The organism is Streptomyces sp. CB02058 (assembly GCF_001905505.1).
Lineage (GTDB): Bacteria > Actinomycetota > Actinomycetes > Streptomycetales > Streptomycetaceae > Streptomyces.
This window is the reverse complement of sequence record NZ_LIPG01000001.1, coordinates 1,497,822-1,513,151: the sequence shown is the minus strand read 5'-3', so window position 1 is coordinate 1,513,151 and position 15,330 is coordinate 1,497,822. Positions and strand designations below refer to the sequence as shown.

The following is a 15,330-nucleotide window of genomic DNA, read 5'->3' as shown; positions in this document are numbered from 1 at the left end:
CGGGCGGCGGCCGCTGCTATCGGTCCCCGAAAACGGTGCGGTGCCAGTCCTTCCGGGCCACCGCGGTGTTGTCGTACATGACGTGCTTGACCTGCGTGTACTCCTCGAAGGAGTACGACGACATGTCCTTGCCGAAGCCGCTGGCCCCGTATCCGCCGTGCGGCATCTCGCTGATGATCGGGATGTGGTCATTGATCCACACGCAGCCCGCCCTGAGCTCACGGGTGGCGCGGTTGGCCCGGTAGAGACCGGTGCTCCAGGCGGAGGCGGCCAGTCCGTACGGGGTGTCGTTGGCGAGGCGGATTCCCTCGTCGTCGCTGTCGAAGGGCAGCACGACCAGCACGGGGCCGAAGATCTCCGCGCCGACGATCTCGCTGTCCTGGGCCGCGTCCGTGATCAGGGTGGGCCGGTAGTAGGCCCCGTCGGCGAGTACGCCGCCGGGGGCCTCGCCGCCGGTGACGACGGTGGCGTGGGCGCGGGCCCGGTCGACGAAGCCGGCGACGCGGTCGCGCTGCTGATGGCTGATCAGCGGCCCGAGGTCGGTGGACGGGTCGAAGGGGTCGCCGAGCCGCACGCTCTCCATCAGGGCCGCGACCCCGCTGACGAACGCGTCGTGGAGCGGGCGCTGGACATAGGCGCGGGTGGCGGCGGTGCAGTCCTGACCGGTGTTGATGAGTGATCCGGCGACCGCTCCCTGGATCGCGGCGTCGAGATCGGCGTCGTCGAACACGAGGAAGGGTGCCTTGCCGCCGAGTTCCAGGTGCAGGCGCTTGACCGACCCGGTGGCCAGCGCGGCGACCCGCTTGCCGACGGCCGTGGAGCCGGTGAAGGAGATCATCGCGACGTCGGGGTGGCCGACGAGGTGTTCGCCCGCGTCCTGGCCCGCGCCGGAGACGATGTTGACCACGCCGTCCGGGATGCCCGCCTCGGTGGCCGCCTGCGCGAACATCAGCGAGGTGAGCGGCGTGATCTCGGCGGGCTTCAGCACGACGGTGTTGCCGGCGGCGACGGCCGGGAGGATCTTCCAGGCGGCCATCTGGAGCGGGTAGTTCCAGGGTGCGACGGAGCCGATGACCCCGAGGGCCTCGCGGCGTACGTAGGAGGTGTGGTCGCCGCTGTACTCGCCGGCCGACTTCCCTTCGAGGTGGCGGGCGGCACCGGCGAAGAACGCGGTGTTGTCGACGGTGCCCGGTACGTCGAACTCGGTGGAGAGCTTGACCGGCTTGCCGCACTGCAGGGACTCGGCGTACGCGAAGTCCTCGGCCCGCTCGTCGAGTACGGCGGCGAAGCGGTGCAGCGCCTGCGACCGCTCGCCCGGGGTCAGCCCCGACCAGCCGGGGAACGCCTCGCGGGCGGCGGCGACGGCGGCGTCGACATCGGCGGTGCCGGCCAGTTCGTAGCGGTAGACCGTCTCGCCCGTCGCGGGGTTCACCACGTCCTGGTGGCGACCCGATGTGCCGGGGCGCAGCCGTCCGCCGATGTACTGCGCGCCCGCCGCGAAGCGCTCCTGCACCTGGAAGCCGTTGCCCATGAGCTCTCCTCCGCTGCCCCTGTGACCAGGGGCGGCGTAGCTTCTTCTCGAATTGAGTGCCGATCCTGACAGAGGAGACCTCTACCAACAAGTGATTCCGTTGTTTCCTTTTGGTTACGCGACGGAATCTGTCGACGATGTGTCTCGCGCGCACGGAAATCCCTGTACCGGCTGTCAGTGGCGGATGCCAGACTCGGCAGGCATGGAACCGGATTGTGCGGACCGTGACGCGCTCGTGGCACGGGTGGCCCGCGGGGAGCGTGTGAAGTACCTGCCGTTCTGGGGGCATCGGCCCCGCGCGGACGGCAGGCTCGGGGAGAGCTGCCTCAGCCAGTGGTGGCCGTCGCCGTTCACCGTCGATTCGGTGGGCTACGCCTCGGCGGAGCACTGGATGATGGCGGGCAAGGCGCGGCTCTTCGGCGACCGGGAGGCGGAGGAGCGTGCGGTGGCGGCGGGCAGCCCCGCCGCGGCGAAGAAGGTGGGCCGGCTGGTCAGGGGCTTCGACGACGCCGTGTGGCGGCGGGAGCGGTTCGCCCTGGTCGTCGCGGGCAGCGTCCACAAGTTCGGCCAGGACCCGGACCTCCGGGCGTATCTGCTGGGCACCGGCGAGCGGGTGCTCGTCGAGGCCAGCCCTCTGGACCGGATATGGGGCATCGGGCTCGCCAAGGAGGATCCGCGCGCCCTGGCCCCGGAGTCCTGGCGGGGGCTGAATCTGCTGGGCTTCGCACTCATGGAGGCGCGGACGCGGCTGCGCGCGGACCATCCGTAGGGCGCCGATCACGTGCCCGGCCCGGGGACCTGGGTCCCGGGCCGGGCCACGGGCGGGCTCCCGCGCCGGTCAGCGCGAGGTGCCGACGACCAGCGTGGTGGCGTACGGGTCGTCGTAGTCGTACTCACTGCCCGTCTCGTCGTTGGCGATGGCCCAGATCAGGAATCCGAGGAAGGCCGCGCTGATGGCCATCGCGATCGATCCCAGGATGATCCCGGCGAGCGCCATGCCGCCGTTGGTCGCCTCGCCCCGCTTGGCGCGGCCCCGGCCGATGATGCCGAAGATCAGGGCGAGGAGGCCCAGGATGATCCCCAGCCCCCACATGCAGAAGCCGACGACCGAGATGATGCCGAGCACCATCGCCGCGACACCCAGCCCGTTGGCCGGTGCCGGGCCCCAGGCCTGCTGGCCCGCGTACCCGGGATATCCCGGGTAGCCGTAGGCGGCGGACGGTCCGGCGGGAGGAGCGGGGTAGCCGTAGGCGGCGGAGGGCGGGGCAGAAGGAGCCGGGTAGCCGTACTGGCCGGGCTGGCCGGGTCCGTGCGGTGCGGTCGGCGGCTCGGGGACGCCGGGCGGCTGCGCGGGGCCGAAGCCGCCGGCCTGACCCGGTATGGGCCCGCCGCCCGTCTCCGGGCCGGGCATGGACGTCACCGTGGGCTGGTTGTGCACGGCGGGCGGAGCCGCGTCGGAGGGCTGCTTGCCCAGATCGATCCGCTTCTCCGGCGGCGCCCACGGATCGCGCGGCACGCCCTCGCCGCCGGCCTGAGGTGTGTTGTCTGACATGGGCCTCCCCCATCGTGATCCCGCCCCATGCTACGGCCCGGTCTCCGGCAGCAGAGCCCCGCATACGATGATCGGTGCAGCCGGTGCGCCCGGCCCGAAACAGAGAGCCGGGAGATTCCGATGAACGATCTGCACCCCTTCATCGCGGGGCTGCCCAAGGCCGAGCTCCACGTCCACCACGTGGGGTCCGCCTCGCCGCGCATCGTGGCCGAACTGGCGGCCCACCACCCGGACTCCAAGGTCCCCACGGACCCGGAGGCGCTGTCGGACTACTTCACCTTCACCGACTTCGGGCACTTCATCGACGTCTACCTCTCGGTGGTGGACCTGATCCGTACCCCCGAGGACGTCCGGCTGCTGACCTTCGAGGTCGCCCGGGACATGGCGCGGCAGAACATCCGGTACGCGGAGCTGACCGTCACCCCGTTCAGCTCGACCCGCAGGGGCATCCCCGAGCAGGGCTTCATGGAGGCCATCGAGGACGCCCGCAAGGCGGCCGAGACCGAACTCGGCGTCGTGCTGCGCTGGTGCTTCGACATTCCCGGCGAGGCAGGTCTCGAAGCCGCCGAGGAGACGGCCCGGCTCGCCGTGGACCTGCGGCCCGAGGGGCTGGTCTCCTTCGGTCTCGGCGGACCCGAGGTGGGCGTGGACCGCCCGCAGTTCAAGCCCTACTTCGACCGGGCGATCGCGGCGGGCCTGCACTCCGTCCCGCACGCCGGGGAGACCACCGGCCCGCAGACGGTCTGGGACGCGCTCACCGCGCTGCGGGCCGAGCGCATCGGCCACGGCACCAGCTCCGTCCAGGACCCGAAGCTTCTGGCCCATCTCGCCGAGCACCGCATCGCCCTGGAAGTCTGCCCGACGTCCAACATCGCCACCCGCGCGGTCACGGACATCGACCGGCACCCGATCAGGGAGATGGTCGAGGCGGGCGTCCTCGTCACCGTCAACAGCGACGACCCGCCCATGTTCGGCACCGACCTCAACAACGAGTACGCGGTGGCGGCCCGGCTGCTCGGCCTGGACGAGCTCGGGCTCGCGGCCCTGGCGAAGAACGCGGTGGAGGCGTCGTACCTGGACCCGGCGGGCAAGCGGAGCCTGGCCTCCGAGATCGACACGTACACGACGAACTGGCTGAGGACTCCCGGCAGGTGAGCTCCCGCGGTCACAATGGCCCCATGATCACCGACGTCACCGCCGTGGCCCATCGCGGCGATCCCTACCGCGCCCGCGAGAACACGCTCCCCTCGGTCCTGTCCGCCGTGGCCCGGGGGGCGGACGCGGTCGAGATCGATGTCCGCGTCACCCGTGACAAGGTGCCCGTGCTGCTGCACGACTCCACCCTGGAGCGCCTCTGGGGCCATGACATCCGCATCGACCGGATCGGCCACCAGGAGCTGGTGGAGCGGACCGGGGGCGGGGTCCCCACCCTGCGTGAGGTCCTGTCCGCCGCCGGCGGCCGGCGGATCATGGCCGATCTGCCCGGCGCGACCGACGCGTCCGTGCGGGAGATCGTCGGTGTGGTGCGGGAGAGCGGGGCCGGGGAGAGCGTCTACTACTGCGCGAACACCGACGCGATGCTGAAGGTGCGCGGCGCGGACCCGTCCGCGGAGATCGCGCTGACCTGGACGACGCTCGCGCCGCCGCGCGCCGTGCTGCTCGAAGCGGTGCGCCCGCGCTGGCTGAACTACCGCTTCGGGCTGCTGAGCCGGGAGCTGACCGACCGTATCCACTCCGACGGACTGCTGGTCTCCGCCTGGACGGCCGACACCCGGCGCACGATGCGAAGGCTCCTCTCGTACGGCGTCGACTCGATCACCACCAACCGGATCGACGCGCTCCGGGCGCAGTTGGCGAACTCCCGTTCCCCTGGCTCTTCTTGATCGGTCCGGCATCATGGGCGGGTCCGCACCGCCAGTGATTCCAGGAGCAGAAGTGACCGACCCCGGCCCCCGCACCGCGCCAGCCCGTGTCCGTGCCGACATCGCCCACAACGCCCGGGTGTGGAACTACTGGCTGGGCGGCGCCGACCACTATCCCGTGGACCGTGTGGTCGGCGACCGGGTCACCGGCCTGTACCCGAGCATCGGTGAAGTGGCCCGCGCCGACCGGGCGTTCCTGGGGCGGGTGGTGCGCCATCTGGCCGGTGACGCGGGCATCGGCCAGTTCCTGGACATAGGCACCGGGCTGCCGAGCGCGGACAACACCCATGAGGTCGCCCAGCACACCGCGCCCGACGCCCGTGTGGTCTACGTCGACAACGACCCGACCGTCCTGGCGCACGCGCGCTCACTGCTCACCAGCTCGCCCGAGGGCGCCACGGAGTACGTCGACGCGGACGCCCGGGACCCGCTGCGGATCCTGGGCGCCGCCGAGGGGACCCTCGATCTGCGGCGCCCGGTCGCGGTGATGATGCTCGGCATCCTCAATTTCGTGCTGGACACGGACGAGGCGCGGAGCATCGTGAGGACGCTGATGGACGCGCTGCCCTCCGGCAGCCATCTGGTGCTGACGCATCCCACGCTGGAGCTGGGCGGCGAGGGCAACGAGGAGGCGATGGCCTTCTGGAACAAGAACGCCACCCCGCCGATCACCGCCCGCAGCCGGACCGAGTTCGCCTCGTTCCTGGACGGCCTGGACGTCCTGGAACCGGGCATCGTCTCCTGCTCCCGCTGGCGGGCGCCCGCCGTCGCCCGGAACCCCGAGGTGGCGCAGTTCGGCGCGGTGGGCCGGAAGCCCTGATGCGAAGACCGTGGCCGGGGCGGCTCCCCCGCGAGGCCTGGACCACCGACATCGGTGTCACCCTGCTGGTGCAGGCGGCGATCACCATGCCGTTCGTGGTGCCCCGGTCGGCCTCCCTCCCACCGGCCACCTGGGCTGCGTACGGGCTGACGACACTGACGGTGCTGCCGCTGGCCGTCCGCCGAAGGGCACCGGTGAGCGTGCTGATCGCCGTGCTGTCGGCGGGCGCGCTGTACCGGTTCACCGTGGACGGCCCGGGGCAGCCCCTCCCGTACACCGGGCTGGTGGCGTTCTACACGGTGGCCGAGCTGTCCTCGCCCCGGCGGCGGCTCGCGGTGTCCCTGCTGGTGACCGCGGCGGTGGTCCCCTCGGTCGCGGTGAACACCGGTGAGGCGCGGGAACTGTTGTTCTCGCTGTTCGTCTTCGCCGCGGCGTACGCCTTCGGACGGTTCACCCACACCCGCAAGGCGTACATCCGGGCGATGGAGGACAGGGCGCGGCAGCGGGAGGTGACCCACCGGATCGAGGCCGAGCAGGCCGCGGCCCGGGAACGGGCCAGGATCGCGCGGGAGATGCACGACATCCTGTCCCACGCGGTCAGCCTGATGATCGTGCAGGCGGAGGCCGGACCGGTCGCCGTGCGCACGGCGCCGGAACGGGCCGAGGCCGCCTTCGACGCCATCTCGGAGACCGGCAGGGACGCGATGGTGCAGCTCCGCCGGATGCTGGGGGTGCTGCGCGAGGACGCGCCGGGCGACGGGGCGCCGCCGCGTACGCCCCAGCCGGCACTGTCCGGGCTGCCGGGCCTGCTGGACCGGGTTCGCTCCGGCGGTCTCGACGTCACGCACACGGTGACGGGCCGGCCGGTCGCCCTGCCGGCGGACACGGAGGCCACGGTGTACCGGATCGTGCAGGAGGCGCTGACGAACGTCGTACGGCACGCCGGTGCGAGCCGTGTGACCGTGGAACTCGGCCACACGCCGGACCGGCTGACGGTCACCGTGACGGACGACGGCAGGGGGCCGGGCACGGCCACCGGCCTGGGACTGGTCGGTATCCGTGAGCGGGCCGCCGCACACGGCGGGACGGCCGGACACGGGGCCGGTCCGGACGGCACGGGATTCCAGGTGCGCGTCGCCCTTCCCTTGTAACCTCCCCGCAGGGGGTGTGAGATGACGATCCGTGTGGTGGTGGCGGACGACCAGGAGTTGGTGCGCAGCGGTTTCGCGATGATCCTGGACGCGCAGCCGGACATCGAGGTGCTCGCCGAGGTGGGGGACGGCGCGCAGGCCCTCGACGCGGTGGACAGGCTGCGTCCGGACATCGCGCTGCTGGACATCCGGATGCCCGTCATGGACGGCATCGAGGCGTGCCGGGCGATCGGTGCCCGGAGCGGATGCCGCACGGTCATGCTGACCACCTTCGACTCGGACGCCTACGTCTACGAGGCACTGCACGCGGGCGCGAGCGGCTTCCTGCTGAAGAATGTCCGCCGGGACGACCTCGTCCACGCGGTGCGGGTGGTCGCGGCCGGGGACTCACTGGTCGCCCCGTCCGTGGCGCGCCGGCTGATCGCCGAGTACACCTCGCGGCCCGCCGCGCGGCCGGTCCGGGGGACGGACCGTCTGGACGTCCTGACGGTCCGTGAGCGGGAGACGCTCCTGCACCTGGCGCGCGGACTGAGCAACGCCGAGATCGCCGCCGCGCTCGTGGTCAGCGAGCACACGGTGAAGACCCATGTGGGCAACGTGCTGTCCAAGCTGGGGCTGCGCGACCGGATCCAGGCGGTCATCTGTGCCTACGAGACGGGGCTGGTCGCTCCCCTCCCTGACGGGGCGGCGGCGTCTCCCCCGGCCGGGGGAGGGCCCGCCGCCGTCTCCCCCGCGCAGGGGAGACGGTCTCCCTCCCGGAACCCCTCGCTCGGGTGATCCGCCGGGGCGTCCGGATCAAGAGGATGGAGTCATCACCCGGTCACCGACTCCACCTTCCGGAGGCACCCCATGAACAGCCGCGCCCGCGCCCTCCTCGCCGCAGCACTGGTCCTCGGCATCGCGTCGGGACCCACCGCTCCCGCCGTGGCGGCAGGCAACGGCCCTTCCGGGCCCGCCGCCTCATCCGTTTCCGCCTCCGCGCACGGAGTCCGCGCAACCGATGCCGCGGCCCTGCGCGCGGCGATCTCCGGACTGCCCGACGACGGCGCGACCGCGGCGCTGGTACGGGTCGCGGGCACGGACGGAAGCTGGCGCGGCAGCTCAGGGGTGCACGACCTGGTCTCGAACAGCCCCGCCGATCCGGACGCACGGTTCCGCGCCGGCTCGGTGACGAAGGTCTTCACCGCCGCCACGGTCCTGCAACTGGCCGCCGAGCACGAGCTGGACCTCGGCCGGGCGGCCAGGGACTACCTCCCGGACCTGATCCCGGCGGCGTACGGCCGGGTGAGCGTCCGGCAGCTGCTCAACCACACGAGCGGGATACCGGCGGCCCGGACGACGGGCGGGACCCTGGAGGACTGGTACGCCCACCGCTTCGACTTCCACTCCCCCCGTGACATGGTCGCCTCGGCCATGGGGCAGGAGCCGGAGTTCGCCCCCGGGACGAGCCAGCACTACCTGAACATCAACTACACGCTGCTGGGGCTCCTGATCGAGAAGGTGACGGGCGACACGTACGCCCACCAGGTGGGCGAGCGCGTCCTGCGCCCGCTTGGGCTGCGCTCCACCTCGTTCCCCGGCGCCGACCCGCGCATCCACGGACCGCACAACCACGGCTACCAGGCATTCGCCACGGCGTCCGGTGGCACGGAGCTGCGGGACGTGACGGTGTGGGGCACCACCGACGGATGGGCGGCAGGAGACATCATCTCGACCACCGCAGATCTGGAGCGTTTCACCAAGGCACTCTTCCGTGGGCAGGTGGTGCGGGGACCGCTGCTGGAGGAGATGTTCACACTGCCGGGCTCCTCGGTGCGGACGTACGGCACGGGCAAGCCCGCCCAGTTCGGCGCCGGACTCAGCGTCATGACCCTGGGCGGGCGGCAGGTATGGGGGAAGACGGGGGGCCGCTGGGGCTACAACTCGGTGATGGCGGCAACCCGTGATCTGTCCCGCACGCTCGTCTACAGCGTCAACTCGACCGACGCGAAGGGGCAGGACATCAACCCCACGGCGCTGGGCGTCATCGTGGCGGCGTTCGGTGCCCCCTCGGCCGGCTGAGTCATGCGGGCCGGGCGGCCGGCAGCCCGGCCGTCGTGGTCTCCAGCCGCTTGATCATGCGGTGGACGACGAGCAGCGGGATGATCCCGAAGACTCCGAAGGACATGTCGACGAGGGTCCACCCGAAGGGGATGTCCCGGATCGGCCCGCAGATCAGCGCGAGCGGGATGATCCCGGCGCAGGCGATCATGCCGAACTCGATCACCCAGATGTTGCGGACGGGGTCGCGGTAGGGGCCGTAGAAGGCGACCGCGATGACGAGGTGGGCGAAGGCCAGCCAGTCGGTGCCGTAGAGCACGAAGGGGTGGGCGGCATCGGTCTCGTCGAGACCGGTCCGGACCCGGGTGATCCACTCCGTGAACGCCGGGAAGTGCTCGGGGAAGGGGGAGGCCGAGGACGTCAGCAGGTCCTCGAGCCAGTGGAGTTCGGTGACCAGCGGGAAGGCCGTGAGGCCGCTGAGCACCAGACAGACGATGAAGACGACCAACCACACGCGTATGCGCCGCAAGAGGGCTCGCTCGCTCATGCCCGCAGCGTACGCCCGCCATGAACACGTTCAATTCGGGGGTACACGGAACGGCCCCGGGCCGGGGCCCGGGGCCGTTGCCGCCACTGCGAATGTGGCCGCGCACTGCGACTGCGGCCGTTCACTTCCACTGCGGCCGCGACCGCGAACGCGACTACGGAGAAGACGTGTCAGTCGTCCAGGGACGTCATGACGTGCTTGATCCTGGTGTAGTCCTCGAAGCCGTACGCGGAGAGGTCCTTGCCGTAGCCGGACTTCTTGAACCCGCCGTGCGGCATCTCGGCGACGAGCGGGATGTGGGTGTTGATCCACACGCAGCCGAAGTCGAGCTTCTTGGACATGCGCATCGCGCGGGAGTGGTCCTTGGTCCACACCGAGGAGGCCAGGGCGTACTCGACGCCGTTGGCGTACTCCACGGCCTGGGCCTCGTCCGTGAAGGACTGGACGGTGATGACGGGCCCGAAGACCTCGTGCTGGATGATCTCGTCGTCCTGCCGGAGGCCCGAGACGACGGTCGGAGCGTAGAAGTAGCCCTTGTCGCCGACCCGGTGGCCGCCGGCCTCGACCTTGGCGTGCGCCGGGAGCCGTTCGATGAACCCGACGACCTGGGCGAGCTGGTTGGCGTTGTTGAGCGGGCCGTACAGCACGTCCTCGTCGTCCGGCAGGCCGGTCTTCGTGTCGGCCGCCGCCTTGGCGAGGGCGGTGACGAACTCGTCGTGGATGGACTCGTGGACCATGACGCGGGTGGCAGCCGTACAGTCCTGGCCCGCGTTGAAGTAACCGGCCACGGAGATGCCTTCGACGGCCTTGGCGATGTCGGTGTCCTCGAACACGACGACGGGTGCCTTGCCGCCGAGCTCCAGGTGGACCCGCTTGACGTCCTTGGCCGCGGACTCCGCGACCTGCATGCCGGCCCGTACGGAACCGGTGATGGAGGCCATCGCCGGGGTGGGGTGCTCGACCATCGCACGGCCGGTCTCACGGTCGCCGCAGATGACGTTGAAGACGCCCTTGGGCAGGATCTGCCCGATGATCTCGGCGATCAGCACGGTCGACGCCGGAGTGGTGTCGGACGGCTTGATCACGACGGTGTTGCCCGCGGCGAGCGCCGGGGCGAACTTCCACACCGCCATCATCATCGGGTAGTTCCACGGCGCGACCTGGGCGCAGACGCCCACCGGCTCGCGCCGGACGATGGAGGTCAGCCCCTCCATGTACTCGCCGGCCGAGCGGCCCTCCAGCAGCCGGGCGGCGCCCGCGAAGAAGCGGATCTGGTCCACCATCGGCGGGATCTCTTCGGTGCGGGTGAGCTCCAGCGGCTTGCCGGTGTTCTCCGACTCGGCCGCGATGAGGTCCTCCGCCCGCTCCTCGAAGGCGTCCGCGATCTTCAGCAGGGCTTTCTGGCGCTCCGCGGGAGTCACGTCGCGCCAGGCGGGGAAGGCCGCGGCGGCGGCCTGCATGGCGGCGTCGACGTCGGCCTGCCCGGAGAGCGGGGAGGTCGCGTAGACCTCTTCCGTCACCGGGTTGACCACGTCGATGGTCCGCCCGTCCGCGGCGTCCCGGAACTCTCCGTCGATGTAGTTGCGCAGACGGCGCACCTCGGTGGTCACAACGACCCCTCCTGTCGACTGTCCGATGGGTGAGACATCCACCCTAAACGGTTCGGTGACGCTTTCGACATACCCAACCGCCGATAACTTCGGATTCAGTGAGTTTGAACCTTCGAAACAACGAATTTCATCGAATCGGGCTTGCCAGACAGACGAGTCGCGGTGCACAGTGAGTGTGTGGCCAGTCGCAGCGCAGACTCCAGGACCGGGAACGGATCGGCACCAGCCGTCGATGCCGTGTCCCTCGCAATCATCGAGCAGCTCCAGGAGGACGGACGCCGTCCGTACGCCGCGATCGGCAAGGCCGTGGGCCTGTCCGAAGCGGCCGTGCGCCAGCGCGTCCAGAAGCTGCTCGACCAGGGCGTGATGCAGATCGTCGCCGTCACGGACCCGCTCACCGTGGGGCTGCGGCGCCAGGCGATGGTCGGGATCAACGTCGAGGGCGACCTCGACCCCGTGGCCGAGGCCCTGTCGGCCATGGCCGAGTGCGAGTACGTGGTGATGACCGCGGGCTCCTTCGACCTCATGGTGGAGATCGTCTGCGAGGACGACGACCACCTGCTGGAGACGATCAACAAACGCATCCGGGCCATACCCGGCGTGCGCTCCACCGAGAGCTTCGTCTACCTCAAGCTCAAGAAGCAGACCTACATGTGGGGAACCCGATAGCCGTGAGCAAGGACCTCAGCCGAACCGCGTACGACCACCTGTGGATGCACTTCACCCGCATGTCGGACTACGAGAACGCGCCCGTTCCCACCATCGTGCGTGGCGAAGGCACCTACATCTACGACGACAAGGGCAAGCGCTACCTCGACGGCCTCTCCGGCCTGTTCGTCGTCAACGCCGGACACGGCCGTCACGAGCTCGCCGAGACCGCGTACAAGCAGGGCCAGGAGCTGGGCTTCTTCCCCGTGTGGTCCTACGCCCACCCCAAGGCCGTCGAACTGGCCGAGCGGCTGGCGCACCACGCCCCGGGCGACCTCAACAAGGTCTTCTTCACCACGGGCGGCGGCGAGGCCGTGGAGACGGCCTGGAAGCTGGCCAAGCAGTACTTCAAGCTCAAGGGCAAGCCCACCAAGTACAAGGTCATCTCGCGCGCGGTCGCCTATCACGGCACCCCGCAGGGCGCCCTGTCGATCACCGGACTGCCCGCGCTCAAGGCCCCGTTCGAGCCGCTGGTCCCCGGCGCGCACAAGGTGCCGAACACCAACATCTACCGCGCGCCTCTGTTCGGCGACGACCCGGAGGCCTTCGGCCGCTGGGCCGCCGACCAGATCGAGCAGCAGATCCTCTTCGAGGGCCCGGACACGGTCGCCGCGGTCTTCCTGGAGCCCGTCCAGAACGCCGGCGGCTGCTTCCCGCCGCCGCCCGGGTACTTCCAGCGGGTGCGCGAGATCTGCGACCGGCATGACGTACTGCTCGTCTCCGACGAGGTCATCTGCGCCTTCGGCCGCCTCGGCACGATGTTCGCCTGCGACAAGTTCGGCTACGTGCCGGACATGATCACCTGCGCCAAGGGCATGACCTCGGGCTACTCCCCCATCGGCGCGTGCATCATCTCCGACCGGCTGGCCGAGCCGTTCTACCAGGGCGACAACACCTTCCTGCACGGCTACACCTTCGGCGGCCACCCGGTGTCCGCGGCGGTCGGCCTCGCCAACCTCGACATCTTCGAGCGCGAGGGCCTCAACCAGCACGTCCTGGACAACGAGAACGCCTTCCTGACGACGCTCCAGAAGCTGCACGACCTGCCGATCGTCGGCGACGTCCGCGGCAACGGCTTCTTCTACGGCATCGAGCTGGTGAAGGACAAGGCCACCAAGGAGACCTTCACCGACGAGGAGACCGAGCGCGTCCTGTACGGCTTCCTCTCCAAGGCGCTGTACGAGAACGGCCTCTACTGCCGGGCCGACGACCGCGGCGACCCGGTCGTGCAGCTCGCGCCGCCGCTGATCTCCGACCAGTCGACCTTCGACGAGATCGAGGGCATTCTGCGCGGCGTCCTGACGGAGGCCTGGACGAAGCTCTGACCGACGGCTCCTGTCGCCGGCGCGAGCCCGCGCAGCAGTCATTTCATACGGTCCACGCGGCCCGGATGCACCCGTTCGAGTGAGAAGGGGAGCATCCGGGCCGCGTACTGTCCCGACACCCCGGTCCGGCTGCCTAGCGTGCCGAGTGACCGATCGGCCTTGACCTCGTTCCCCCATACGGGGGAATGGGAAATCTGATCCGAACCGAGGTGTACGCCATGGTGGCCCCGCCCGACAACGACGTGATCTGGGCACGTTCCCTGCACCACTCCCACAACGGCTCCCCGGGGCTCGGCGGTGTCTCCCTCGGCGTCCGCGACGGCGAGATCCTCGCCGTGACCGGGCCACGGGGGAGCGGCAAGACGACACTCCTGCACTGCCTCTCCGGCCAGCTGGTGCCCGACCAGGGAGAGGTCTGGTTCAACAGCGTCCCCGTGCACACCATGGGCCCCCGGCTGCGCGAACAGCTGCGCCGGGAAAGATTCGGCTGGATCGCGGCCGAACCGCAGCTCGTGCCCGAGCTCAACACCTGGGAGAACGCCGCACTGCCGCTGCTGCTGCGGGGCGTCTCCCACCGGCAGGCGAAGAAGGCGGCCACCGAGTGGCTGGAGCGCCTGGACATCGGCCCTCTCGCCAGGAAGCGACCCCACGCGCTCCTCCAGTCCCAGCGCCAGCGGATCTCCGTGGCCCGCGCGCTGGCCGCCTCGCCGTCCGTGATCTTCGCGGACGAGCCGACGGCGACGCTGCACCACGCCGAGCGCGCCCAGCTGCTGCGCACTCTGACCACGGCGGCGCGCTCGCACGGCATCACCGTCGTGCTCGCCACCCACGACCCGGAGGTCGCCTCCCTGGGGGACCGTGTGGTCTCGCTGCTGGACGGCCGCCGAGTCAACACCGTCTCCCTGCCCTCCGCGTCCGATACGGAAGGCCGCTCGGCGTGCTCGCTCTCCGTCTGACCCGCGGCTCGCATCCCCTGGTCCTGATGCGGCGGCTGCTTCTCGCCGCCGCGTCGGCGGGGGTCGGCTTCCTGCTCCTGTGCACCCTGGGATACGCCTCCGGGCACCCGGCGCATGCCTCCGGTTCCGTCCTGCGGCTGCTCTGGTGCGCCGTGCCGCTGGCCGCGACGGTCCAGTTCGCGGTCGCCGTCGCGCGTACGGATCCGAGCACGCGTCCGCGACCCGGTCTCTTCGCCGCCGGTCTCGGGCCGGCCCGTCTCTCGCTGCTCGCGGCGATCTCCACGGCGGTGTCCACCACGCTCGGGTCGGTCGTGGCGCTGCTCTTCTTCCTGCATCTGCGCGGCGATCTGACCGGGCTGCCGTTCGACGGGGGCGCGGCCGAGTTCCTGGGCGCGGGCACCCCGCTGCCGCTCGCCGCCGCGCTGATGCTGCTGGCAGTGGTGCCGCTGGCTGCTTCGGCGGCCGGCGGGCTCGCGCTGCGGTCCAGGCCCGTCGCGCCCTCCGAGGCGCAGGAGGCGGAGGACGACCTCGCGCCCGCCCCGGCGCCGACGGGCCTGCCCTGGGGGGTGGCGCTCACAGCGGCCGGGCTCGCGGTCGAGGCGTACACGAGCCGCGACTCGGCGGGCAGCCCCTTCCCGCTGCCCGGCCGGCTGGACTCCACCCCCGCGGCCGTGCTCGTGGGCTGGACCCTGACCGCGATCGGTCTGGCGATGGCGGGGCCCGGTCTCACCCATCTCTGCGGACGGCTGCTCCAGGCCGTGCGCCCGGGAGCCGTGCGGCTGCTGGCCGGCCGGGTGCTGATGGACGAGGCGTCCCGGATCGGCCGGCCGCTCGGGGTGGTCTGCGCGGTGCTGTCGGGGGTGATCGCGGCGTCCGTCCTGTACACCGGCGGCCCGCGCCCCTTCGGCCCGCTGACCGCGCTCGGCGCCGTACTCGTCGTCGGCTGCACCACCGCCACGCTGATGACCTCCGCGCTGGAGGCCAAGCAGGCCCGCGCCCGTACGGCCAGCACCCTGCTGCGGCTCGGCGCCCCGGCCTCCGCGCTGCGGTCCGCCGCAGCCCTGCGGGCGGTGGCCCTGCTGGTCGTCTTCGCCCCGCTGACCTGGGCGATCGCGGTGCTGGCGGCGCTGCCCCTGACGGAGTGACACCCTCCGCGGAAGCCGGTACG

Annotated in this window: 15 protein-coding genes; 11 read left to right on the top strand and 4 right to left on the bottom strand. The window is 71.1% G+C overall.

Features of this window, described 5'->3' with window-relative positions:
- Nucleotides 1-16 precede the first annotated feature (16 nt).
- On the bottom strand, nt 17-1,531 hold the full coding sequence (locus AMK10_RS06985; RefSeq protein ID WP_073745801.1) for a gamma-aminobutyraldehyde dehydrogenase: 1,515 nt from the start codon (nt 1,529-1,531) through the stop codon (nt 17-19).
- Between the two features lie 202 nt (nt 1,532-1,733).
- Between AMK10_RS06985 and AMK10_RS06980 the strand changes: the two genes are divergently transcribed.
- Entirely contained in the window at nt 1,734-2,300 is a 567-nt protein-coding gene (locus AMK10_RS06980) for an NADAR family protein (protein WP_073745799.1), read from the top strand.
- Nucleotides 2,301-2,369: 69 nt separating this feature from the next.
- Here the strand turns inward: AMK10_RS06980 and AMK10_RS06975 are convergent, their stop codons facing one another.
- A complete protein-coding gene (locus tag AMK10_RS06975; RefSeq protein WP_073745796.1) occupies nt 2,370-3,083 on the bottom strand; it encodes a DUF4190 domain-containing protein in 714 nt (237 codons plus the stop codon).
- Nucleotides 3,084-3,203: 120 nt separating this feature from the next.
- Between AMK10_RS06975 and AMK10_RS06970 the strand changes: the two genes are divergently transcribed.
- The 6 genes from AMK10_RS06970 to AMK10_RS06945 all read left to right on the top strand — a co-directional run bounded on the left by AMK10_RS06970 (nt 3,204) and on the right by AMK10_RS06945 (nt 9,037).
- A complete protein-coding gene (locus AMK10_RS06970) occupies nt 3,204-4,238 on the top strand; it encodes an adenosine deaminase (protein WP_073745794.1) in 1,035 nt (344 codons plus the stop codon).
- 23 nt (nt 4,239-4,261) lie between these two features.
- The gene (locus AMK10_RS06965; protein WP_073745792.1) at nt 4,262-4,966 is read left to right on the top strand and encodes a glycerophosphodiester phosphodiesterase; all 705 of its coding nucleotides are present in this window, start codon (nt 4,262-4,264) and stop codon (nt 4,964-4,966) included.
- A 13-nt stretch (nt 4,967-4,979) separates the two neighbouring features.
- On the top strand, nt 4,980-5,825 hold the full coding sequence (locus AMK10_RS06960) for an SAM-dependent methyltransferase (RefSeq protein WP_198959635.1): 846 nt from the start codon (nt 4,980-4,982) through the stop codon (nt 5,823-5,825).
- Nucleotides 5,825-6,976, top strand: coding sequence for a sensor histidine kinase (locus tag AMK10_RS06955; protein ID WP_073745788.1), 1,152 nt, complete (start codon nt 5,825-5,827; stop codon nt 6,974-6,976). The genes AMK10_RS06960 and AMK10_RS06955 overlap by 1 nt, the downstream gene beginning before the upstream one ends.
- A gap of 21 nt (nt 6,977-6,997) precedes the next feature.
- Nucleotides 6,998-7,753 (top strand): response regulator transcription factor, encoded by a 756-nt coding sequence (locus tag AMK10_RS06950; RefSeq protein WP_073745786.1) that lies wholly within the window; start codon nt 6,998-7,000, stop codon nt 7,751-7,753.
- Nucleotides 7,754-7,825: 72 nt separating this feature from the next.
- The gene (locus AMK10_RS06945) at nt 7,826-9,037 is read left to right on the top strand and encodes a serine hydrolase domain-containing protein (protein ID WP_073745784.1); all 1,212 of its coding nucleotides are present in this window, start codon (nt 7,826-7,828) and stop codon (nt 9,035-9,037) included.
- A 1-nt stretch (nt 9,038) separates the two neighbouring features.
- On the opposite strand, the gene AMK10_RS06940 is transcribed toward AMK10_RS06945, so the two are convergent.
- On the bottom strand, nt 9,039-9,563 hold the full coding sequence (locus tag AMK10_RS06940) for a hypothetical protein (protein WP_198959634.1): 525 nt from the start codon (nt 9,561-9,563) through the stop codon (nt 9,039-9,041).
- A gap of 170 nt (nt 9,564-9,733) precedes the next feature.
- On the bottom strand, nt 9,734-11,173 hold the full coding sequence (locus AMK10_RS06935) for a gamma-aminobutyraldehyde dehydrogenase (RefSeq protein ID WP_073745780.1): 1,440 nt from the start codon (nt 11,171-11,173) through the stop codon (nt 9,734-9,736).
- A 162-nt stretch (nt 11,174-11,335) separates the two neighbouring features.
- On the opposite strand from AMK10_RS06935, the gene AMK10_RS06930 reads away from it, so the two are divergent.
- The 4 genes from AMK10_RS06930 to AMK10_RS06915 all read left to right on the top strand — a co-directional run bounded on the left by AMK10_RS06930 (nt 11,336) and on the right by AMK10_RS06915 (nt 15,307).
- A complete protein-coding gene (locus tag AMK10_RS06930) occupies nt 11,336-11,842 on the top strand; it encodes an Lrp/AsnC family transcriptional regulator (RefSeq protein WP_073745778.1) in 507 nt (168 codons plus the stop codon).
- Nucleotides 11,827-13,206: an aspartate aminotransferase family protein gene (locus AMK10_RS06925; RefSeq protein ID WP_073745776.1), complete on the top strand. Its 1,380-nt coding sequence runs from the start codon at nt 11,827-11,829 to the stop codon at nt 13,204-13,206. The genes AMK10_RS06930 and AMK10_RS06925 overlap by 16 nt, the downstream gene beginning before the upstream one ends.
- 218 nt (nt 13,207-13,424) lie before the next feature.
- Nucleotides 13,425-14,162, top strand: a complete 738-nt coding sequence (locus tag AMK10_RS06920) for an ABC transporter ATP-binding protein (RefSeq protein WP_073746099.1) — start codon at nt 13,425-13,427, stop codon at nt 14,160-14,162.
- On the top strand, nt 14,144-15,307 hold the full coding sequence (locus AMK10_RS06915; protein WP_079180627.1) for a hypothetical protein: 1,164 nt from the start codon (nt 14,144-14,146) through the stop codon (nt 15,305-15,307). The genes AMK10_RS06920 and AMK10_RS06915 overlap by 19 nt, the downstream gene beginning before the upstream one ends.
- Nucleotides 15,308-15,330: the final 23 nt, after the last annotated feature.

Excerpts from the sequence above, each read along its gene's own strand:
- AMK10_RS06985 (WP_073745801.1), bottom strand. The coding sequence starts at position 1,531 with ATGGGCAACGGCTTCCAGGTGCAGGAGCGCTTCGCGGCGGGCGCGCAG.
- AMK10_RS06980 (WP_073745799.1), top strand. The coding sequence starts at position 1,734 with ATGGAACCGGATTGTGCGGACCGTGACGCGCTCGTGGCACGGGTGGCC.
- AMK10_RS06975 (WP_073745796.1), bottom strand. The coding sequence starts at position 3,083 with ATGTCAGACAACACACCTCAGGCCGGCGGCGAGGGCGTGCCGCGCGAT.
- AMK10_RS06970 (WP_073745794.1), top strand. The coding sequence starts at position 3,204 with ATGAACGATCTGCACCCCTTCATCGCGGGGCTGCCCAAGGCCGAGCTC.
- AMK10_RS06965 (WP_073745792.1), top strand. The coding sequence starts at position 4,262 with ATGATCACCGACGTCACCGCCGTGGCCCATCGCGGCGATCCCTACCGC.
- AMK10_RS06960 (WP_198959635.1), top strand. The coding sequence starts at position 4,980 with ATGGGCGGGTCCGCACCGCCAGTGATTCCAGGAGCAGAAGTGACCGAC.
- AMK10_RS06955 (WP_073745788.1), top strand. The coding sequence starts at position 5,825 with ATGCGAAGACCGTGGCCGGGGCGGCTCCCCCGCGAGGCCTGGACCACC.
- AMK10_RS06950 (WP_073745786.1), top strand. The coding sequence starts at position 6,998 with ATGACGATCCGTGTGGTGGTGGCGGACGACCAGGAGTTGGTGCGCAGC.
- AMK10_RS06945 (WP_073745784.1), top strand. The coding sequence starts at position 7,826 with ATGAACAGCCGCGCCCGCGCCCTCCTCGCCGCAGCACTGGTCCTCGGC.
- AMK10_RS06940 (WP_198959634.1), bottom strand. The coding sequence starts at position 9,563 with ATGAGCGAGCGAGCCCTCTTGCGGCGCATACGCGTGTGGTTGGTCGTC.
- AMK10_RS06920 (WP_073746099.1), top strand. The coding sequence starts at position 13,425 with ATGGTGGCCCCGCCCGACAACGACGTGATCTGGGCACGTTCCCTGCAC.